At 62.0% G+C, this 21,331-nt stretch carries 17 protein-coding genes and 2 pseudogenes; 8 read left to right on the top strand and 11 right to left on the bottom strand.

Annotated elements, in window-relative coordinates; genetic code table 11:
* The 4 genes from bcsZ (at nucleotide 1) to ACYQ47_RS01775 (ending at nucleotide 6,914) form a co-directional block, all read left to right on the top strand.
* Entirely contained in the window at nucleotides 1-1,152 is a 1,152-nt protein-coding gene (bcsZ, locus tag ACYQ47_RS01790; RefSeq protein ID WP_244828587.1) for a cellulose synthase complex periplasmic endoglucanase BcsZ, read from the top strand.
* Nucleotides 1,152-5,969 carry a cellulose synthase subunit BcsC-related outer membrane protein gene (locus ACYQ47_RS01785; protein ID WP_459904814.1) on the top strand — a complete coding sequence of 1,606 codons (4,818 nt, stop codon included), beginning with the start codon at nucleotides 1,152-1,154 and terminating at the stop codon, nucleotides 5,967-5,969. The genes bcsZ and ACYQ47_RS01785 overlap by 1 nt, the downstream gene beginning before the upstream one ends.
* Before the next feature lie 195 nt (nucleotides 5,970-6,164).
* A complete protein-coding gene (locus ACYQ47_RS01780; RefSeq protein ID WP_244828591.1) occupies nucleotides 6,165-6,500 on the top strand; it encodes a host attachment protein in 336 nt (111 codons plus the stop codon).
* 144 nt (nucleotides 6,501-6,644) lie between these two features.
* Nucleotides 6,645-6,914 (top strand): hypothetical protein, encoded by a 270-nt coding sequence (locus ACYQ47_RS01775; RefSeq protein ID WP_250466672.1) that lies wholly within the window; start codon nucleotides 6,645-6,647, stop codon nucleotides 6,912-6,914.
* Nucleotides 6,915-6,955: 41 nt separating this feature from the next.
* On the opposite strand, the gene ACYQ47_RS01770 is transcribed toward ACYQ47_RS01775, so the two are convergent.
* On the bottom strand, nucleotides 6,956-7,636 hold the full coding sequence (locus tag ACYQ47_RS01770) for a response regulator transcription factor (protein WP_459904303.1): 681 nt from the start codon (nucleotides 7,634-7,636) through the stop codon (nucleotides 6,956-6,958).
* On the bottom strand, nucleotides 7,633-8,913 hold the full coding sequence (locus tag ACYQ47_RS01765; protein ID WP_459904302.1) for a sensor histidine kinase: 1,281 nt from the start codon (nucleotides 8,911-8,913) through the stop codon (nucleotides 7,633-7,635). Before ACYQ47_RS01765 ends, ACYQ47_RS01770 begins: the two co-directional genes overlap by 4 nt.
* A gap of 297 nt (nucleotides 8,914-9,210) precedes the next feature.
* Here ACYQ47_RS01765 and ACYQ47_RS01760 point away from each other — a divergent pair, with 297 nt between their 5' ends.
* Entirely contained in the window at nucleotides 9,211-9,399 is a 189-nt protein-coding gene (locus ACYQ47_RS01760) for a hypothetical protein (RefSeq protein WP_244828599.1), read from the top strand.
* A gap of 1 nt (nucleotide 9,400) precedes the next feature.
* Here the strand turns inward: ACYQ47_RS01760 and ACYQ47_RS01755 are convergent, their stop codons facing one another.
* From ACYQ47_RS01755 to ACYQ47_RS01745, 3 genes are all read right to left on the bottom strand, one after another.
* Nucleotides 9,401-14,257: an NAD-glutamate dehydrogenase gene (locus ACYQ47_RS01755; RefSeq protein WP_459904300.1), complete on the bottom strand. Its 4,857-nt coding sequence runs from the start codon at nucleotides 14,255-14,257 to the stop codon at nucleotides 9,401-9,403.
* 168 nt (nucleotides 14,258-14,425) lie between these two features.
* Complete coding sequence (locus ACYQ47_RS01750) at nucleotides 14,426-14,923, bottom strand: LEA/WHy family protein (RefSeq protein WP_250509897.1); 498 nt, start codon at nucleotides 14,921-14,923, stop codon at nucleotides 14,426-14,428.
* Nucleotides 14,924-14,981: 58 nt separating this feature from the next.
* Complete coding sequence (locus ACYQ47_RS01745; protein ID WP_244828604.1) at nucleotides 14,982-15,542, bottom strand: metal-dependent hydrolase; 561 nt, start codon at nucleotides 15,540-15,542, stop codon at nucleotides 14,982-14,984.
* Nucleotides 15,543-15,755: 213 nt separating this feature from the next.
* Between ACYQ47_RS01745 and ACYQ47_RS01740 the strand changes: the two genes are divergently transcribed.
* Nucleotides 15,756-16,256: a M48 metallopeptidase family protein gene (locus ACYQ47_RS01740; protein WP_244829716.1), complete on the top strand. Its 501-nt coding sequence runs from the start codon at nucleotides 15,756-15,758 to the stop codon at nucleotides 16,254-16,256.
* Between the two features lie 86 nt (nucleotides 16,257-16,342).
* On the opposite strand, the pseudogene ACYQ47_RS01735 reads toward ACYQ47_RS01740, so the two are convergent.
* Nucleotides 16,343-17,668 (bottom strand): annotated as a pseudogene (locus ACYQ47_RS01735) (ShlB/FhaC/HecB family hemolysin secretion/activation protein); the annotation flags it as partial.
* Nucleotides 17,669-17,727: 59 nt separating this feature from the next.
* Between ACYQ47_RS01735 and ACYQ47_RS01730 the strand changes: the two are divergent.
* Nucleotides 17,728-18,848, top strand: a protein-coding gene (locus tag ACYQ47_RS01730; protein ID WP_459904298.1) for an IS3 family transposase whose coding sequence is annotated in 2 segments (ribosomal slippage) — nucleotides 17,728-17,986 and nucleotides 17,986-18,848 — 1,122 coding nt in all. Because the reading frame shifts where the segments join, the coding sequence is not laid out codon by codon here.
* Between the two features lie 15 nt (nucleotides 18,849-18,863).
* On the opposite strand, the pseudogene ACYQ47_RS01725 reads toward ACYQ47_RS01730, so the two are convergent.
* Nucleotides 18,864-19,346 (bottom strand): annotated as a pseudogene (locus ACYQ47_RS01725) (POTRA domain-containing protein); the annotation flags it as partial.
* 344 nt (nucleotides 19,347-19,690) lie between these two features.
* Here ACYQ47_RS01725 and ACYQ47_RS01720 point away from each other — a divergent pair.
* Entirely contained in the window at nucleotides 19,691-19,888 is a 198-nt protein-coding gene (locus tag ACYQ47_RS01720; RefSeq protein ID WP_459904297.1) for a SymE family type I addiction module toxin, read from the top strand.
* Nucleotides 19,889-19,927: 39 nt separating this feature from the next.
* On the opposite strand, the gene ACYQ47_RS01715 is transcribed toward ACYQ47_RS01720, so the two are convergent.
* From ACYQ47_RS01715 to ACYQ47_RS01700, 4 genes are read right to left on the bottom strand one after another with little or no spacing between them, the layout of a single operon-like run.
* The gene (locus tag ACYQ47_RS01715) at nucleotides 19,928-20,176 is read right to left on the bottom strand and encodes a hypothetical protein (protein WP_250466660.1); all 249 of its coding nucleotides are present in this window, start codon (nucleotides 20,174-20,176) and stop codon (nucleotides 19,928-19,930) included.
* Nucleotides 20,173-20,556: a hypothetical protein gene (locus ACYQ47_RS01710; protein ID WP_250466659.1), complete on the bottom strand. Its 384-nt coding sequence runs from the start codon at nucleotides 20,554-20,556 to the stop codon at nucleotides 20,173-20,175. Before ACYQ47_RS01710 ends, ACYQ47_RS01715 begins: the two co-directional genes overlap by 4 nt.
* 17 nt (nucleotides 20,557-20,573) lie before the next feature.
* Nucleotides 20,574-20,981: a hypothetical protein gene (locus ACYQ47_RS01705; RefSeq protein ID WP_459904296.1), complete on the bottom strand. Its 408-nt coding sequence runs from the start codon at nucleotides 20,979-20,981 to the stop codon at nucleotides 20,574-20,576.
* Nucleotides 20,978-21,220, bottom strand: coding sequence for a hypothetical protein (locus ACYQ47_RS01700; RefSeq protein ID WP_250466657.1), 243 nt, complete (start codon nucleotides 21,218-21,220; stop codon nucleotides 20,978-20,980). The genes ACYQ47_RS01705 and ACYQ47_RS01700 overlap by 4 nt, the downstream gene beginning before the upstream one ends.
* Nucleotides 21,221-21,331: the final 111 nt, after the last annotated feature.

The raw sequence follows: 21,331 nt of genomic DNA, 5'->3' as shown, positions 1-21,331 counted from the left end.
ATGCGGGGTTCAATTTCGAAGGCCGCCGTCGCGGGTGTTCTTGCCGGCGCGGCGTTGAGTTCACAAGCTGCACAGCAATGCGAATGGCCGGCGTATCGGTTGTTCGTCGAGCGCGTCGTGCAGGCTGATGGCAGAGTCGTCGACCATTCCACCGACGCGCAGCAGACCACCTCAGAAGGCCAGTCCTACGCTCTCTTCTTCGCGCTGGTCGCCAACGACCGCGCGACTTTCGACCGTCTGCTCGACTGGACGCGCGCCAATCTGGCCGGCAATCAGTTCGATGCGAACAACGTGCGTCTGCCTTCGTGGCAATGGGGCAAGAAGCCGGACGGCAGCTATGGCGTGATGGACCCGAACTCGGCATCGGATTCGGACTTGTGGATTGCATACGACTTGCTGCAAGCCGGACGGCTGTGGAAGGAGCCGGCTTATACGAAGCTCGGCCAGGCGCTCGCGGCGCAGATCGCCAAGCAGGAAGTGGTCGATCTGCCGGGCCTCGGGCCGATGCTGCTGCCCGGTCCGCAAGGCTTTCGCACGGGCGATGTCACGCGTCTGAACCCGAGCTATCTGCCGCTGCCGCTCCTGCGCGCATTGGCTCGCGACATGCCCGACGGCCCGTGGGCGAAGCTCGCGCAAAGCGCCGCGCGCATGATCAAGATCACCGCGCCGCGCGGCTATGCGCCCGACTGGGCGGCGTATCAAACGAGTCAGAACGGCCAGTTCGTGGTCGATCCAAAAAGCGGCGATACCGGCAGCTACGACGCGATCCGCGTCTATCTTTGGGCCGGCATGACGGCAGCGGGCGATCCGCTCGCGAAGCCCTGGCTCGACGCGCTCGGCGGCATGCGCCAGAGCGTGGCGCAGACGGGATTTCCGCCGGAGAAGGTTTCTTCGACGACCGGTACGGCCAGCGGCGAAGGCCCGCTCTCGTATTGGGGCGCGCTCGCGCCATACTTCAAGGCGCTGAACGACCAGCACGGCCTGGGCCTCGCGCGCACGCATCTCGAAGCACTCGTCGCGCCGCCGGGCGCGGGCCGCGAACCGGTGTATTACGACCGCGTGCTCGGTCTCTTCGGTGGCGGCTTTGTCGAAGGCCGCTATCGCTTCGACGAATCCGGCCGTCTCGTGCCGAACTGGAGAAGCGCATGCTGATGCGGGCCAGACAACGTACCTTGGCCATCCGCATCGCGGCATTGTTCGCGGCGGCGGCGCCGGCCATCGCCATCGCGCAGACGAGTGCCGATCCGCTCAACGTGTTGATCGACCAGGGCAAATACTGGCAGTCGCACAGGCGCGGCGACCTCGCGGAGCAGGCGTGGCAGAAGGTGCTGCGCCTCGACCCGAAGCAGCCCGATGCGCTCTTCGGCATGGGCATGGTGCTCGCCGATCGCAAGGACGGCAGCGGCGCGCAGCAGTATCTCGCGCAACTGCGTCAGGTCGCGCCGAACTATCCGAACATCGACGATCTGGGGCGGCGGCTCGGCGAAACCAGCGCGCGCGATCAGACCGTCAACGACGCGCGCCGTCTCGCGCAGAGCGGACAGAGCGCGTCGGCGGTGCAGGAATACAAGCGTGCCATCGGAGGCAAGCCCGCGACGCCCGAACTTCAGCTCGAGTATTACCAGGCGCTCGCCGCGACGCCGCAAGGCTGGGACGAAGCGCGACGCGGCCTCGAACAGCTCGCGCGCCAGAACGCCGACGATCCGCGCTACACCCTCGCCTATGCGCAGCATCTGACGTATCGCGATTCGACGCGGCGCGATGGCATCGCCCGGCTGGCGGCGTTGTCGAACGACAGCACGGTCGGCGCGCAGGCGAAGAAGAGCTGGCGGCAGGCGCTGCTGTGGCTCGGCGCGCGCGCATCGGACGCACCGCTGTTTCAGGCGTATCTGCAAGGTTCGCCCGACGATGCCGCCGTCAAGGCGCGTTTCGATTCGATGGTGCTGCAGGACAAGGAAGCACGCGAACGCGCGCAGGCGGGCGCAGTCGTCGATGCGCGCGGTCGCACTGTCGCAGAAGGATTCGCTGCCGTGGATCGCGGCGATCTGGTCGCGGCGCAGGCGCGTTTCTCGTCGGTGCTCGCAAGCGATCAGAACGATGCCGACGCGCTAGGCGGCCTCGGCGTCATCGCGCTGAAACAGGAGCGTTTCGCGGAAGCGCGCAGCTATCTCGAACGCGCGTCGCGGGCCGGCAATCCGGTGCGCTGGAAGGACGCGCTGACGAGCGCGACGTACTGGACCTATACGAGCGATGCCATCGGCGCACGCAGCAACGGCGAGATCGCGAAGGCCAAGGCGCTTTTCGAACGCGCCATCGCGACGAGTCCCGCCGATGTCACCGCGCAGACGCTGCTCGGCGAAATGCTGCTCGCGAATGGCGATCCGAAGGGCGCGGAAGCGGCGTACCGCATGGCGTTGCGGCGTCAGGCGGACAATCCCGATGCCATTCGCGGACTCGTCGGCGCGCTCGCGGCGCAGGGGCGCGGCGATGAAGCGCTCGAATTCGCCAACAAGCTGAACTCGGAGCAACAGGCGAAAGCCGGCGGCATCAACAAGCTGCGTGGCGATGCGCAAGCCGCGCAGGCACGCGCCGCCGAAGCACGCGGCGATCTGGGTACGGCGCGCAGTCTCTTCGAGGACGCGCTGCTCAATAGCCCCGACGATCCGTGGCTACGGCTCGACCTCGCGCGCATTTACGTGCGTCAGGGCGCGGTCGGCAATGCGCGCAGCATGATGGACGGCTTGCTCGCGGCGCACCCCGACATGACCGACGCGCTCTACGCGAGCGCCCTTCTGTCCGCCGAAACACAGGACTGGTCGACGGGTCTATCGCAACTGGACCGGATTACCGCCGCGCAGCGCACGCCGGCGATGGGCGCGTTGCAACATCGTCTGTGGGTGCATCAGCAGACCGAACTCGCGACGCGCGCCGCCGCGGCCGGTCAGCGCCAGCAGGCCTATGCCATTCTGCGTCGCGCCGAGCCGCTTGCTGCCGGCAACGCGGAACTGACGGGCGCGGTGGCGTCGGCGTATCTGAAAGCGGGCGATGCATCGCGCGCACTCTCGCTCACGCGCGGCGCGATCGCCAATTCGCCGAACGATCCCGGTCTCTTGCTGCAATACGCGGGCATTCTCTCGCAGACCCAGCAGGACGCCGAACTCGGTTCCGTGATGCGCCGACTGCAGTCGATGCCGCTCACCGCGCAGCAACGCGCCGACTTCAACAATCTGAACGTCGGAATCGTGATCGCGCGGGCGGACAACGTGCGCCAGAGCGGCAATCTCGCGGCGGCTTACGACGTGATCGCACCTTGGCTCGCCGCGATGCCCGACAACGCCGACTTGCAGGCCGCGCTCGGCCGCATGTACACCTCGGCGGGCGACGACCGCAGCGCGCTCAACTGCTATCGAACTGCGCTCGCGCGCCGTCCGGACGACGTGAATCTGCAAGCCGCCGCGATGTCGGCCGCCACCGGCGTGCGCGATTTCAAGCTGGCGGAGACGCTTGCCAAACAGGCGTACGACACCGCGCCGAACGATCCGGGCGTGCTTGCATCGATCGGGCGGATGTATCGGGCAGAAGGCAAGCTCGATCTCGCCGCGCAGTTCCTGCAGCGCTCGCTGCTTGCGGCCAATACGCCGCTCGCGCCTGCTCCCGGTCAGCCAGCGAGCAACCTGCCGCGCGACTGGCAGACCGCGATGAGCCGTATCGGCACGATGCCGTTGCCGGGCACCAATCCATTCGAAGGCAAGACCGCCGTCGATACGGCGCCGTCCGCGCTTGCCGCCGGATCGAATGCGTTTCCGGGGTATCGCCAGAACATCACACCGACTTATTCGCAGCCCGTGCCGAACTATTTGCCGCCTCCTCAGACCGTGCCTTATTCCGCGCCTTATGTGAGTCCTTATAACGGCGCGCCGGGGGCGCCTGCCAATGTGCCTCGTCCGGTTGCGGGCGGTGGGTATGGCGGTGCGGCGGATGGGTCGGGGGAGTCGGGTGGCGGGGTCGTCCCTGTCAGTGTGCCGCGTCGGGTCGAGGGCGGCTATGGTCCCGACAGTTATGGCTCGGGGCAATCCGGTGCGCCGTTGCAGCCGTACCCGGGACAGGATCAGGGCGCGGGTGGCGCGCAGCAGGCTTATTCGGGTCAGCAGACTCAGTATGCGCAGCCGGCTTCGTATCCTCAGCAAGCGCAGTACGCGCAACCCGCTTCATTTCCGCAACAAGGTCAATACGCGCAGCCCGCGCCGTATCCGCAGCAAGCGCCGATGTATCAAGGCGCGCCGTCTGCCGCTCAGGACGCGTATAACAGTTCGCCCTGGCCGATGTCGCCCGCGGCGCAAGCCGCGCAGTCGGAAGCTTATGCGCCGCAAAGCGCGAGCACTCGGGCGGGTACATCGACGGCGAAGCGCTCGGCATCGCGTAAAGCCGCCAACGCGCCGCAGCAGCAGTACGCGCAGGCGTCGTATGGTCAGCAGGCTTATGCGCAGCAGCAATATCAGCAGGCGTATCAGCAAGCTTATCCGCAGCAGGCTTATGCGCAGCAAGCTTATGCGCAGCAGCAATATCAGCAGCCCTACCCGCAGCAACAGTATCCGCAACAGCAATATCAACAACCCTATCCACCGCAATACGCCCAGCAACAGTACGTGCCGCAACCACCCGCCGGTTACGCGCAGCCGTATTATCCGCAAGCCGCGCAAACCGGGCAGCGCGCCGCGTCCGCCGCCACGATGAACACAGGCGGCATGCCCGCGCCCGTCGCGAATCCGCAGACGGCAGGCGTCGCCGATGAACTCGCGCAGATCGAGCGGGAACAGGCCAGCACGGTGTCGGGCGGGATCATCTTCCGCAATCGAAACGGCGAAGACGGTCTCTCGAACCTCACCGATATCGAAGCGCCCATCGAAGGCCGCATCAAGGCCGGCAACGGCCACGTGATCGTGCGCGCGACGCCCGTCACGCTCGACGCCGGCACCGCCAGCAGCGAGCAGAACACGCTCGCGCGCTTCGGCTCCGGCATCAACGCGATCGCTCCGGCCGCCGGCAACCAGTACGGCTCTCAGACGGCGACCGGCGTGGGACTCGCGGTCGGTTACGAGAACCGCAACTTCAAGGGCGACGTCGGCACGACGCCGCTCGGCTTTCGCGAGACCAACGTCGTCGGCGGTTTGCAGTATCAGAACGCCATCACCGATAAAGTCTCGTACTCGCTCGCCGTCGCACGACGCGCGGTCACGGACAGCCTGCTGTCCTATGCCGGCGCGCGCGATCAGCTTGCGGGCGCGACCTGGGGTGGCGTGACATCGATCGGTGCGCGCGGCGACCTCGCCTGGGACGACGGCACGAGCGGTGTCTATGTCAACGCGATGTACCAGTTCCTCGACGGCAAGAACGTCGCCACGAACAACGCGGTCAAGGGCGGCGGCGGTGTGTACACGCGAATCATCAAGGACGCGGATCAGGCGCTGACCATCGGCGCGAATACCACCTTGATGCACTACGACAAAAACCTTTCGTACTTCACCTACGGACAAGGCGGCTACTTCAGTCCGCAGCAGTACGTCATTCTCAACTTTCCGGTCGAATACATGGGCCGCACCGGGCTTTTCACATACGACCTGAAGGGCTCGATCGGCGTGCAGCATTATCGGCAGGACGCGTCGAACTACTTCCCGACGGAGCCGAATTATCAGGCGGCGTTCGCGGCGGCCAACCTTGCACCGGATGCCGGCGCGGTCTATCCGAGTCAGAGCAAGACGGGCGTGTCCTACTCGCTCAACGCGACGGGCGAATACCAGCTTGCGCCGCAACTCGCCATCGGCGCGACGGCTTCGTTCGGCAACGCGTATCAGTATCGCGAATGGCTCGCTGCCGTGTACGTTCGATACAGCTTCACGCGGCAAACCAGCGTGCAGCCGCTCTTCCCGCCGCAGGCTTTCAGCTCGCCGTATTTGTCGTTCGCGAATTGATGCGGACTCGACGCCATGCGCCTACGTTGCGGTGCATGGCGCATCGAAATTGCATGACGCTGCCTCACATCGTTGCTCCTCCTGGAACCCGCCGCGCGCTTTGCTGCACTGCGTGACAGACATGTCTGACGACGCGCGAGAGAAAGCGCACAATGTCGGGACTTCGCGCTCAAGGCCGCGAGGAGGAGGAGCAACATGACCGCCATCACCTGGGTTCTGGCCGCCGATGACAGCCGTGCCCGGATCTTCGAAACCAGAGGGCTTAAGCTTGACCTCAGGCAAATCGAGGAGCTTCGTAACCCGGCGCCCCGCGCCCCGCAGTCCAATGAACGCGACCGGCAATTCGCCCGAACCGTTGCCGAAATGCTCGAACGCAGCCGTGTGAATCATCGCTTCGATCGCTTGCGGCTGGCAGTGGAACCGCGTTTTCTCGGCACCTTGCGTGAGTATCTGAGCATCGAGATTCAAAAGCTCGTCCATGAAGATGCCAGCGAAGACTCAGCCGGCATGAGCGCGCGCCGCCCCTTCTGACGGCGCGCGCTCATGCCGACATCTGTGAACAAATGTTGAAAGTCCTTACAACGGCATACTAAGGGTCAACGAAAGACCCAAGCGCACGTTGATTCCGCATCGCGAGCCATCCGGCTTGCGGTCATGGAATCAGGAGCGCTTTAAATGAAGAAGATTTTCGCCGCGATCGTCATGGCTTCGCTGTCGCTGAGCGCGTTCGCCGCGCACGACAAGCACGACAAGCATGAAAAGCACGAGTACCGTCACGAAGAGCGTCGCGACGAACGCCGCGTCGATTCGCGTCGTCACGACGAACGCCGTCCGGACGCACGCCGTCGGGACGAGCTTCACGCCGACAACCGCGGCATGGAACAGAATCGCGACCACGAGCACGCGCCGATGCAAGCACCGGAACACGGCGCTTTCCCGCACTAAGCCGTAACGGCAAGAAGTCGCGCCTGAGTTTCCGGCGCGGCTCAATGAACCTCTGCATTGCCGGCGCCACGCTCGCCACGATCACGGCTCGCGTACCCCGCGCGTGCGCCGACCGAAGTGAAGATGCCCGCCTTGTCGGACAGACGCACCAGTTCCGCGAGCGAATGCGCTTCCATCTTTTCCATCACACGTGCGCGATGCACCTTCACGGTCTTTTCGACGGTGCCGAGTTCACTCGCCACCTGCTTGTTGAGCCAGCCGTTCACCACGAGTATCAGCACTTCGCGTTCGCGCGGCGTGAGTCGTTCGATACGGCGTTGAATTCCGGCCATTTCATCGCGGCTGGCTAGCGCCGCGGCCGAACGAAGCAGCGCGGCATCGATTGCATTGAGCAAGGCCGTATCGCCAACGGGCTTTGACAGAAAATCCGTCGCGCCCGCTTTCATGGCGCTCACCGTCATCGGAATATCGCCGTGACCGGTGATGAAGATGATCGGCAAGGTCTCGCTCGTGTTGCATAACGCGCGTTGCAAGTCGAGTCCGCTCACGCCCGGCAACTGAACATCGAGCACGAGACACGCGGGGTCCGCGCGCTTGCGCGCATGATCGAGAAACGCTTGTGCCGATGCAAACGCCTCCACGCGATAACCCGCCGCGCCCACTAGACGCTCGAGCGCGCGGCGCACGGAAGCATCGTCGTCGACGATAAAGACTTCGCTCATGGCGCGGTCCTTACGTGATCCCGAATCGGCAACCTGAAATGAAACGCCGCGCCATGTCCGCTGTTGCTCTCCGCCCAGATGCGCCCGCCGTGCATCTCCACGATAGTGCGGCTGATGGAAAGCCCAAGCCCGAGACCATCGCGCTTCGACGTATGAAACGGCTTGAAGAGTTCGTCCGTGAAAGCAGCGGGCAAGCCCTCGCCTTCATCACGCACGGTGACTTGCAGCCACGCATTGCCATCACGCGCAGCCGATACGGTCACGACGCGCTTGCCGGTGCAATCGTTCATCGCGTCGAAGGCGTTCAGCAGCAGGTTCAGCACGACCTGTTGCAGCTGAATCTTGTCGCCGTGGATCTGCGGCAAGTCGGGCGCCAATTCGAGCACGACGCGAATGCCGCGCACGATGGCGTCGCTATGCACGAGCAACGCGACATCGCCGATCACGCCAGCCATCGACAAGGGCGCGACTTCCAGCTCGCCCTTTTTCACGAGCGCGCGAATGCGTCGCAAAATCTCGCTCGCACGATTGTTGTCGGCGACGAGATCGCGCAGAATCTCGCGCATTTCGTCGAGGTCGATCGGCTCGCGGCTCATGAAGCGCTGCGCCGCCTGCGCGTTGCTGAGTATGGCTGTGAGCGGCTGATTCAATTCATGCGCGAGCGATGCTGCAAGTTCGCCGAGCATCGACACGCGCGTCATATGCGCGAGTTCCTGGCGATTGCGCTGCAGCTCGTAACGGTCCGTGCGGTCGATGACCACCGCAAGCGTGAGGCAGGCGTCGCTGCCGTGCATCGCGTTGAGGGCGACATCGGCCAGAAACTGCGTGCCGTCCTTGCGGCGTGCGAAGAGTTGCGCGACGGTCGTGCCGATATCGCCAGGCTGCTGCGGGCTCGCCATCTGCAAGCCGGGCACGACGAGCTCCGCGAGTTCGCCGATCAGCTCGCAGCGCGCATAACCGAGCAGCTTTTCGGCGCTGCCGTTCACGAACTCGATACGGCCATCGGCTTGCAGAATCAGGATCGCGAGCGGAAGGCATTCGAGCGTATCGCGCAAGGACGAATTGGGTTCGATGCTCGCGGGCACTGCAATGGCTTGCGATGCGGCACCATGCGCATGCCGCTTGAACGGCGGCACGGAGAACAGCGAGCTGAAACGAAGCGAGAGCGACGCGCGCGCCACCCGAATGTCCCGCGCCGGCGCGCGCTTGCCGAAGGGCGCGAGCGTCAGTCCCATCAACGCGGCCGCGAAGGCCGCTGTGGCGTGCACGATAGCCATGACCCCGTGCTCCTGTCAGTCCGTCGCCCGTTACAAACGCGGCGGCGTGAAATGGCATGCAGGACGTAGGCGATGCCCCGGCATTTGCCAAGCGCGTCGCTACTTTCTTCTCTTGCCGATCAAGGTCGCAGCGCCAACCCGCCATCTGCAAGGCGCAGCGCGAATGTTGCGTTCACCGAAAACCTCGATCGTCAAGGCTTCGTCCAAGCAATACCACAACCGCACCGCGCGGGCACGTCCCGTGCGTTCGAGATGCGTTAAAAACGAATCAACGAACGCAACCATCAGGCAAACGCCATGAAGAACCCTTTTCTGAGCATGTGGTTGTCCGGCGCCAATGCCGTCGCCGGATCGGTGCGCGGCCACGCAACGGCGGCCGCCAGGCGACAGACGAAAACGGCGACGCGCCGCAGCCAGAAGCAAGTAGCCGACTTCTGGACCGCCGCGCTCACGCCACCGAAAGCCACCAGGAAAAAGCGCCGCTGATTCAGGCGCGTTCGAGCACCGCCATTTCGCGCACCACGACGAGCAGCATCGACAGACTCGTGCCGCCGCTCGCGCGAAGCTCGGTGAGCAAGCGCGTGTAGCGGTCGAGCGCCGCCTCGCGTTTGGCGCGCCAACTCTCCACGATCACATCCGGATTATCGATGCCTCTCGACTGTTCGAGCGCACTCACCGTCAGCGCACGCTTGAGCCGGCCGAGCTCTTCGAGCGCGGCGGCGCGGGCCAACAAGTCCCAGTGCGTGGTGATGGGCAAAGCCATCGCGCGCTCGGCGATACCGCGATAATCCAGCAACGTGCCGATGCTGAAGTAGACGCTCGCCACGATCTCGAGACCACGCTCCGAGCAGGCGGCCACTTCCGCGCTATCGAGCACCGCCGTGGCAATCTCGCCACTCGCGACACGTGCGGCGAGACTGCTTTCCACGCCGGCGTCTTCGAGTTCACGACGGCGCGCGTACCAGGCATCGAGTTGCGTGGCCGGCAAGAGCGCGGGCAGTTGCGGCGCGAGCCGATGCGCGGCTTCACGGCAACGCGCGAGCACGCCCGCCGCATCGCTCGGACTTTGTTCGAGCGTTCGCAGAAACCAGAGTGCGGTGTCGTCGAGCAGACGCACGACATCGACGAACATGCGTGCCTGCACTTCATCCGCGACGAGATTGTCCAGTCCGTCGATATTGCGCCACAAGTCATCGAGGCTGAAGACGTCGCGCGCCATCAATGCGGCGCGCACGATATCGCTCGGCCGCGCATCGGTTTCCTCCATCAGCCGATGCACGAACGTGCAACCCGTGCGATTCACGAGCACGTTGGTCAGATGCGTGGCGAGAATTTCGCGCTTGAGCGGATGATGCTGCATGGTCGCGCTAAAACGGCGCTGCAGCGGCTTCGGAAAATACGCGGGCAGCAGATCGGCGACGAGCGGATCTTCCGGCACGTCGGATTCGAGCAATTCGTCGTAGAGCCACATCTTGCCGTAGGCAAGCAGCACGGCGCGCTCGGGCGATGTCAGTCCTGACCTTGCAGCGGCGCGCTCGGCGATTTCGTCGTCGGATGGCAGGAACTCGATCTTGCGCTTGAGCCGGCCCGCGCGTTCGAGATAACGCATCATGCGCGCCTCGGCATCGAGCGTTTCAGCGACGTGACGGTTAGCAATCGACAACGCCTGCGTCTGCGCGTAGTTGTCTTTCAACACGAGCAGGCCCACTTCGTCCGTCATTTCCGCGAGCAGCACGTTGCGCTGCTTCTCGGTCATCTCGCCGTCCGCGACCACGAGGCCGAGCAAAATCTTGATGTTGACTTCGTGATCCGAGCAGTCGACACCCGCCGAATTGTCGATGGCATCCGTATTGATGCGTCCGCCCCGCTGCGCGAACTCGATGCGCCCCAGTTGCGTGAAGCCCAAATTGCCGCCTTCGGCGACGACCTTGCAGCGCAGTTCCGCACCGTTCACGCGCACGGCGTCGTTGGTGCGATCGCCGACTTGCGCGTTGGTCTCGATACTCGATTTCACGTACGTACCGACGCCGCCGTTATAGAGCAGATCGGCTTCGGCGAGCAGAATCGCGCGGATCAGCTCGACGGGCGCAAGACTCGATGCCGTGATGCCCAGCACCTTCTGCACTTGCGGCGACACGGGAATGGTCTTCGCCGTGCGCGCATGGATGCCGCCGCCCGCCGAAATCAACGCGGTGTCGTAATCGGCCCAGCTCGAACGGGGCAACGCAAAGAGACGCCGACGTTCCTCGAAGCTCGTGGCCGCATCCGGATTAGGATCGAGGAACACATGCCGATGATCGAACGCCGCGATCAGGCGGATATGCCGCGACAGCAACATGCCGTTGCCAAACACATCGCCCGACATGTCGCCGACGCCGACCACGGTGAAGTCGGTGGTCTGCGTATCGAAGTTCATCTCGCGGAAATGCCGCTTGACCGACTCCCACGCGCCACGCGCCGTAATGCCCATCTTCTTGTGATCGTAGCCAACCGAGCCGCCCGAGGCGAAGGCATCGTCGAGCCAGAAGCCGTATTCATGCGCAATGGCGTTCGCATAATCGGAGAAGGTGGCCGTGCCTTTGTCCGCCGCGACGACGAGATAGGGATCGTCGGGATCGTGGCGCACGACATCGGGCGGCGGCACGATGCCATCGGGCTTGCGGTTGTCGGTGACATCGAGCAGGCCGCGCAGGAACATCTGATAGCACGCGACGCCTTCCGCGAGAAACGCTTCGCGGTCGGTGAGCGGCGGCGGATTCTTCACGACGAAACCGCCCTTTGAACCGACCGGCACGATCACCACGTTCTTCACCATTTGCGCCTTCATAAGGCCAAGCACCTCGGTGCGGAAGTCTTCGCGCCGGTCCGACCAGCGCAAGCCGCCGCGCGCCACGCGGCCGCCGCGCAGATGCACGCCTTCCACGCGCGGCGCGTAGACCCATATCTCGAACATCGGCTTGGGTTCGGGCAGACCCGGCACTTTCGAAGGATCGAGCTTGAACGACAGATACGGACGCGGTTCTCCGTTCGGCTCGCGGCGGAAATGATTCGTGCGCACGGTCGCCGTGATGACGCCGAGGAACTGCCGCAGAATGCGGTCTTCATCGAGATTCGGCACCTTGTCGAGGGCCGCCTCGATATCGGCGAGCACGCGCTCGACGTGCGGTTCGCGCTCTTCGGCCGAACCGCCGCGTGCGGGATCGAAACGCACCATGAAAAGTTCGAGCAGCTTCGTCGCGATCTTCGGATTGCCGGTGAGCGCGCGTTCGATATACGCGTCGCTGAAATTCGAGCCGACCTGCCGCAGATACTTCGCATACGCGCGCATGATGGTCACGTCGCGTGCGCCGAACTGCGCGCGCAGCACGAGGCGATTGAAGTCGTCGCTCTCGGTTTCGCCGGTCCAGACGCTCGCGAACGCGTTTTCGAAGAGCGGCTTCACGCGGTCGATATCGAACTCCACGTCGTCCTGCAATTCGAGACCGAAATCGTGAATCCACGCGGTAGGCGCGCCGTTCGGCTCGATCAGATACGGCCGCTCCTCGTCCACGCGCACGCCGAGATGTTCGAGCATCGGCAAGCTTGCGGACAGCGCGATCGGCTCGCCCACGCGATACACCTTGAAGCGAAACGCGCGCCGTCCCGGTTCTATGGCCGCTTCGATCGGCCGATAAAGACTCATTGCGAGACCGCCGGGGCGCGAATGCGTCGCCTCGATCAGTTCGATGTCGCGCACCGCCGTGCGTGCCGGATAATCCTCGCGATAACCGGCGGGAAACGAATCCGCATAACGGCGCAACAGCCGGTTGCCCTCTTCCTCGCCGTGACTGTCGATGAGCGCATCGGCGAGATCGTCCTGCCAGCGGCGCGCGACTTGCACGACGCGCGCTTCGAGTTCGCGCGTATCGACTTCGGGCATTGCGCCACGATCCGCGCGCACGACGATATGAATCCGCGCCAGCGGCGACTCCGACAACAGCGGCGTGAACTCGATGCTCTTGCCGTTGAACGCCTCCATCAGCACTTTGGATATGCGGCGGCGCAGGTCGGTGTTGAACTTGTCGCGCGGCACGAACACGAGACACGACACGAAGCGGTCGAAGCGATCGCGCCGAACGAACAGACGCGTGCGCTGATGTTCCTGCAGACGCAGCACGCCGAGCGCGATGTCGAAGAGCACGTCTTCATCGGCCTGGAAAAGTTCGTCGCGCGGATATTGTTCGAGCACGGAGATGAGCGACTTCGCGAGATGCCCTTTTTCGAGGAAGCCCGCGCGCCGCACGATGTTCGCGCACTTGCGCCTCACGATAGGAATCTCGGAGGTCGGCACGAGATAAGCCGTCGATGTGTAAAGCCCGAGAAAGCGCCGTTCGCCCGTGACCTTGCCGTCGGGCGAGATGCGCTTCACGCCGACGTAATCCAGATAGCCCGGCCGATGCACCGTGGCACGCGAATTCGCCTTGGTCAGAAAGATCGGCGCCGCGCCTTCGACGATCGCGGCCGCGCCCGGTGGCAGCGGCGTGAGATCGCCGCCCGCCGGCTCGCGCAGAATGCCCGCGCCCGAACCCGGCACGCCGCGCAGCGCGAGACCGTCTTCGTGCTCGACGAGGTCGTAATCGCGGCAGCCGAGGAACGTGAAGTGGTCGGCCACCATCCATTCGAGAAAGGCGCGCGCTTCGAGACCGTCGGGAGACGTATCGCGCGCTTTCAGATCGGCGATGGACGCGCGCGCCGCATCGACCACTTTCGGCCAGTCCTCGACCGCCTCGCGCACGTCCCCGAGCACCCGCGCAATGCTCTCGCGCACTTCTTCGAGCCGCTCGCCTTCGCTGCAGCGGTCCACTTCGAAATGAATGAACGATTCGAGCGACGAGCGGCCATCGCCTGCATCGGCGTGACCTTGTCCTATACGCACGATGTCGCCGGCGTGCGGCCCGGCATCCGCGCGCCACACGCGAAACACCGGATGAATGGCCGAATGCAGCGCAAGACCGAGACGGTTCAGCTCCATGGTCACGGAATCGACGAGGAAAGGCATGTCGTCGTTGACGATCTCGACCACCGTATGGTCGGAATGCCAGCCGTGCTGTTCGAGATTGGGGTTGTAGACGCGCAGGACTTCGCGCCCGCCCGCGAACTGCTGCGCCGTTTGCCAGTGCGCCATGGCCGCGCCGTAGAGATCGGCGATATCGCGGCTCGCGATGTCCTCGATATCCACCTGGTCGTAGTAATGACGCAGGAAAGGCTCGATGAGCTGGAAGGCGGCGTCAGGCAGACGCCCGTGTGCGAATTCGAGCAGATCCTTGATGAGATGTTCGACCTGCGCTTCGTTCCTGACCAGCATGGTGCCCTCCTCAGTCTTTTCGAGTCTGTCGGATGCTCTGCAGGATTATGCGCCCCGTCGTGCGGAAGCCTTGGATGGACCATGTGCGGATGCACAATGCGCGAGCGCTCGTCAGGGCACCTTATTCCGTCACGATGACGAACGCGCGACAGCCCGAAGACGGGCTGCTCAGTAACCCAACGCGCCGTTGCCGCCGGGAAAGTCGATGGTGCCGGAGTCGGAGAAACGCGTGCCGCCGAATGGACCGCCCGCGAGCTTGCCGCGCGCGACGTAGGAGACCTTGCTGACCGAGTCGCCGGATGCATAGCCGAGCGCCTGACGCGCCACCGATACCGCCGACACCGTCACCGGCACCGACACCACGACTTCGCCGAAGCGCGGCACCGTGCCGCTTTGCGGACTGACGCCGCTTGCGAAGGAACGGCCGTTGACGTCGAGATCGAGCGCGACGCCGTCGAAGTTCACGGCGGTATCGTTCGGATTCTGCACGCGCAGCTTCACGGCGAAGCGCATTTCGAGCCCCTGCCCTTCGAGCGGTTCGATGCCCGCGACGCTCACGCGCATGCTGTCGCGGTTGAGCAGACTCGCGCACCCGGAGAAGGCGAACAGCATCACGAGAGCGGTGATCAGGAAAAGGAAACGGCTTCGCGCGTGATTCGGTTGCATCGGCAAGGGCTCCTGTTGCGAGAGATTAGGCAACGGACATTCTAACGGGGTGATGCCTTCATGCCGGACCGGTCAGCACATGCACCGCGTTCAGCAGCATGCGAACATGCGCGTGATGGAACCAGAGATCGTCCACGACATAGAACGCGGCAACCCATGACAAGCCGACCACGATCAGGTCGCAGGTTCCGCTCGTCCAGAGATTGAGCGAATGACGCGGACCGATCCAGGGCACGCCGAGCGGGTTGGGCCAGTCCGCGAGCAGATGCATGATGCCGCCGCACGCGAACCCGAAGCCGACCGCCGCGGCGGGATGTTGTCTCAACAGATGCCACGAAAGCGCAAGCAAGGCGCCCCAGCCGATGCCCCAATGCGTCAGCGTGCGATGCGTGATCCAGAGCTTGCGCCTCTTGCTCCACCAGGCGACTTCGAGCCAGTCCGGCGCGGTTGCACCGGCTACCCCAGCAAGTAACGCCAGCGCAAGGTAAAGGTAATACATGCCGCCGCTGGTCTTGTCGATGCCTTGCGCGCTGCCGATGTTGCCCATATGGCCAACGATTGCCGCCGCGATGATTCCCGCAGCCCACCCGGTCGCGTGATGGGCCTTGCTCGATGCCATGACTGCCTTGTCCTGCTTGCAATGAAGAGCGCAGATGTTCGCATGGCGCGCGTCTGCCGGAGCGGGCGGATACAGAAACTTACGTAAATGCGGGACCTGCAACACCGCTCATGGTTCTTTCGGCGGCGAGATGGCGCAGCGTTGACTAGAATGAATAAAACAACGCTGCGCGTGCGCGCCTTCGTGCATCTTTATCTATCGACTTTTATCGTCATGCAACAGCTGAAATACCTGAGCGCTTATCCGAATACGCTACAGGACAAAGTGCGCCGATTGATTGCCCAGCAACAGCTCGGCAGCTATCTCGAAGCGCGTTATCCGCAGAAGCACGCGGTGCAGTCCGACCGCGCGCTCTATCAATACTGTGCGGAGCTCAAGAGCGAGTTTCTGCGCGTGGCGCCTTCCATCGACAAGGTTATCTACGACAGCAAGCTCGATGTGCTGCGTCATGCGCTCGGTCTTCATACGGCGATTTCACGTGTGCAGGGCGGCAAGCTCAAGGCGAAGAAAGAGATACGGATCGCATCGCTCTTCAAGGATACGGCTCCCGAGTTTCTTCGGATGATTGTCGTGCATGAACTCGCGCACCTGAAAGAGAACGATCACAACAAGGCGTTTTACCGGCTTTGCGAATTGATGCAGCCGGGGTATCACCAAATCGAGTTCGATCTACGGCTTTATTTGACGCATCGGGATTTGGTGCGGGGAGGATGATCAGAAAGAAGGCTAAGGGTGCGACGCCTGCTCGCTCAGTGCCCGAGCGAGGGGTCGTACTTTCAAGTACGCCCCTTCGCGATGACTCAGAGTTGGGCCGTCATCTGGAATCCAACCGTTACGCGTGAGGTTGGAAACCCTGACGGCTTGTAGATTGGCGTGCCGGCAAAAAGGTCGTAACTCAAGCCCGCATATTTCGTTGGGACGCCGCCGCGAATGCCGATCACCGCGCCCACGAGCTGCGTTCCCGCGAGGAACGCCGTGTTCGGGCCAAACACGCGTCCATAGTCGTTGCCGGCATAAAGCGCTTGCCCTGTCTTTCCGATCGGCGCTTGCAACTCGTTGCGCCAGTAGAAACCGCGCTCGGCCGCGAGCATCTGTTCACCGTCGAAGCCACGCACCGTATAGCGGCTGCCGATGGTCAGATCGTCGATGTAGTTGAGCGTGTCGTTCGTGTACTGGCCGTGGATCGTCGTCACGTAGCGAAGCGCTTGATTTGCGATGGCGAACGGCACCGAGAGGTTCGCATCGAGCACGGCCATGTGGAAGCGGTAAGTCGGGCCGCTCGGCTTGGTCGCCGGCGTCGGTGCGATATTCGGGTCGGGCGGCAAGGATGGATCGGGCGTCGCGCCAAATGCGCCGATGCCCTGGCGAAACGCGAGCGTGCCGTCGAACTGCGCGCCACCCAGGTAATGCCGATCCGTCAGACCAAGTTCCAGGAACGTGTTGTTGCGGTGCTGGAGTTCGATCTCGGTGTCGTCGATGAAGCTCGCGCCGAAGCGCTTCGACAGTTGCACGTAGGTGCCGAACACGTCGCTTTGTCCGCGATGTAAGACGCGCGCGAGTTTGACGCCGGCGGTCTGTGAGTTGCCACTCGACACGAAGGTCTGGTTGGCGCCCGCGATCTGTTGATAGTACGTGTTGGTGTTGCCGAAGACGGTCGCGGTCCAATAGCCCCATGGCATCGAATACGATCCGTTGAAGCCATGCGAGCCCAAGCCCTTGTCGCCGAACTCGAGGTCCTGATTTGCGCCGACAGTGAGGATGTCATTCAGGCCAAGGAGGTTGTCGATGCCGAGACTGAGGTTGCCTTGGAGCTTGCCCGTCGCGCGGCTGCCCGAGTTATCGACCGATGCGACGAACGAATAAGGCTTGCCGCGCTTGACCGTGAGCACGACATCGCTCTCGCCGGGGATGTCGGTCGGCTCGATCTTCATGTCCGCATCTTGACTGGCGACGCGCTTCATCTGTTCGATGCCTTGTTCAAGATCGCGCAAGTCGAGGACGTCGCCGGGTCTTGTGGGGAAAGCGGTTTTCCACGAGCCCCGTGACAAGGGTTCGGTGAACCGTATGTCACGAATGACGCCCGGGACTAGCGCGAACTTGAGCGTGCCGCTCGACAGATTGACCTGCCCCGGTAACTTGAGACCGAATTGATCTAGGATAACGGCGCATCCATACGGAGCGCGTCATGAAGAAGAGTCGATACAGCGATGAGCAGATTGTTCGGATCTTGCGGGAGGCGGACAGTGCGCCGATTGCCGAGGTGGCAAAGCGACACGGTGTCAGCGACGCGTCGATTTACGCGTGGCGCAAGCGATTTGGCGAAATGGTCAGTTACGACGTCAAGCGATTGAAGGCGTTAGAGCTCGAGAACAATCGACTGAAGAAGCTCGTGGCGGAGCGTGACCTGGAAATCGAGGTCATGAGGGAGATTTCCGCAAAAAAATGGTAAGCGCACAGGCACGCCGCGAGCAAGCCCGCTATGCCATTTCGCGCGGGCTGAGCCAACGACGTGCGTGTGCGCTGATTCACGTCAGTCGCGCCAATCTCGGTTACATCAGCCTCATGCCGGGCAAGAACGGCCCGATCGTGGAGATGATGCGACGCCTCTCGGGTGATTATCCCCGCTTCGGCTCGCGGCGCATCCGCATCATGCTGGGCCGCGAAGGGATCGTCATCGGCAAGGAGCGGTGCAGCCGGTTGTGGGCGCAAGCCGGTCTTCAAGTGCCTCGCAAACGACGCCGACGCCGCGTTGCCGGTTCGCGTCCTCGACCGCTTGCTCCGAGCGCTCGCAACGCCGTATGGAGTTACGATTTCGTCTTTGACGCGTGTGCCAACGGCCAGCAACTGAAGTGTCTGACGGTCGTCGACGAGTACACGCGTGAATGTTTGGCCATAGATGTGTCTGGCTCGATCCGATCGGCCAGAGTCATTGAGGTGCTGAGCAAGCTAATCAGCGTTCACGGCGCGCCACGCTATATGCGAAGCGACAACGGCCCCGAATTCGTCAGCGCAGCGTTGCTCAAGTGGGTGGTATCGGAGAAGATCGAATCGGCGTTAATCGATCCCGGCAAGCCATGGCAGAACGGCACGAACGAAAGCTTCAACGGTAAATTCCGTGACGAATGTCTTGCTATGGAATGGTTTCGCAATCGGATTGAAGCCAAGATCGTGATTGACGACTGGCGACGGCATTACAACGAGGTTCGACCGCATTCGAGCTTGAACTACGACACGCCGCTGGCGTATCGCCAGCGCTTAGAAACCAATTCAACCCAAGCCGTTATTGCTAGAACGCAGTGGTCTTAGAAAAACGGGCAGGTCAAGATCCTGTTCGGGCAACAACACGCGCGTGGTGATGTAGCCGCGACTCAGGATCGCTTGCTGCAGGCCCTTGGTCAGCAGGTTCACGCCTTCCTTGCCGATGCATTGCCCGATGTAGTGGCCGAGCCATTCACGCGCGAACGCAAACGGATCGAGCGGTAAGGCCGATGCGCCTTTGGCGCGTATCGCGTCGGGCAGGCTTGGTGGAACGTCGAGCGTGAACGTGTTGATGCGGAAGCACGGCGATTCGGTTGGTAGGGTTGAAAAGTCCTGAGCACCGGGAACACTTGAGCGCACGGCGGGCGTTTGAACTGACGTCTCACGTTGCTGCGCTTCGCGTTGCTGCTGGACCTGTTGTTCTTGCTGGGCGTTGGCGCGCGCTGCTGCCGCTTCATTTGCGGAGTTTGGTGCTTGCTGTGCGTGTATCCCTAGTGATGCGAAGGCTGTAAGCGGCAAAGCCGTCAGCCACTTTCTGATTCTCATAATGCTCAAATACTCACTTTTACTTCGCATGCCTTCGTCTTCGCAAGCCTTCTTCGCTCATCATTTAAGCTCGAAATCACTTCGTCGGACGATGGCTCTCGTATGTTGTGTCTTGGAGGTGGCGATCTAGCGCGCTCTAGGTTCCCGAAGACGACGCGTCTTGCTTAGGCCAAACTCAGTTAAATCGCCATGATCAAAAAAGTCGCGAAACATCCCGATGACCACATCAACATCGCGGCAAACTGTTTGGTCATTCGACTGACCACCGTTGAGTTATTCGTTCACTGGAGTGCTACCAACACTTGCGGCCCGCTGACCACCACCAACTCGACCAAGGAGTTGATATGGTTGATGCCAATCTTAAAGCAACAAACACGTTTTCCGTGCGCTCGATCAATTGCGACGCCAACGAGCATCACATGCCACGTATCCCGCTTATGGGCCGATGGCTTGAACAAGCCGGATTCAAACCCGATTCCCGTGTCTGCGTGCTTGTGCAGCACGGGCAGCTAATCATTACGCCACTGCCTGCCATGCCTTAAAACAACAAAGCCGGCTGCGGCCGGGTTTGTTGTGGGTGCCTACATCGATGCTTCTTCGTCCGCTATTGCTTTGGGCAAGAATTCGCGGCCCCGCTTCACGATTTCCTCCCACTGCTCAATAGTCAATGCAACGTTTTTATCATTTGCATAAAACGTAAATGCAAGCTGCTTTTCATCGGTAACACCTATTTCCATAAAAGCATTTCCTTCTCCCTCTACATATACACAAATGTATGGGTATAGACTATTAACGTCACCAACCTTCTCGAATATCAAACCGTAGTTCATTTCTGCAATCCTCTAAATCCGATGAACTCACCCGATGTTGTCCAGCTAGCCGCTCGACCATCAGGAAGTGTGTACGTAATCCAACCATTCGGATACCGACCTCCGGCACCTTTCGTCTGTGTGCCATTTTGCAAGATATCTTGGACCGCTTGCGATGCAAGTTCATTCAACTGAGCACCGCTTCGATAGGTCTGCCGCATATCCTGTGTAGAGTCGAAACCAAAGTACTCGGGATGCTTGGTAGCAGCACGACCAGCATTGGTTATCGCTTGCCCATCTTTAAATGGTTCATTTGCTGCATTTTCAAGGTCGCTGACATTTCCACTGTTTGCGGACGCCTGGCTATCGCTGCCGCTATTCAGTATGGCATTACTAGGCACATACCCCGATGCGGAATCTATTCGAAGACCATGGCAAAGCCGTCTCCTGATAAGTTCATACCTACGTACTGAGTGAGCAATCCTTCTATGAGGCTGGAAGCCACAGCTACCGAGCGACTGACGTCAACCCCATCAAGATGAAGCGAGAAAACACTCTGATTACCGTCTTCATTCCACGATACAAACATATCTTCACTGCGTGAAATCCAAAACTGCACGTTTTTGAGCGCCCTTGACTTAATTTCGTGTAAAAGGTTTTCCGTGGCGGTCACGATCTGCTCACCTTCATCAGACCAAGAGGTTACTCTTCCAGTCTCTGGATTTTCGATCACCAAGCCCGCCGAATTGAGGCAAGCTGCGATAAAAGTGAATGCCAAAACTAGGCGTCCTGGAATCGAAACACGCAAGATACGAGTTGCCATCATTTGGTCCCTGAGATGATTTTTACGTTCCCTTCGCCAAGAATTTTGGTCGCAAGGTTGATTGCCGATTGCGGGGTTCCTTCGGCGAAGTAGACCTGTGCCGACACGCCACGTTGATCAGCAATCGTTTGATAGATTCGAAGCTCCTGCCCCAACTTGCCAAGGTTGTTTGCCTTCGCGGGACCACCTACCGCAATAAGGTCACCGTTTGGCGCAACCACGTCGATGTCCGTCGATCCCATCGTCTCCGTGCTTGGTCGAATGGCCATAGGCATTTTCGACTGGCGTTTTATCCTTAGTGGAGGACCAGAACGAACTCTTATCGTTATCCCCACCGTCCGCACCGCTATCTC

This window comes from Caballeronia sp. HLA56, from assembly GCF_054655155.1.
This window is presented reverse-complemented; position numbering and strand designations above follow the sequence as displayed.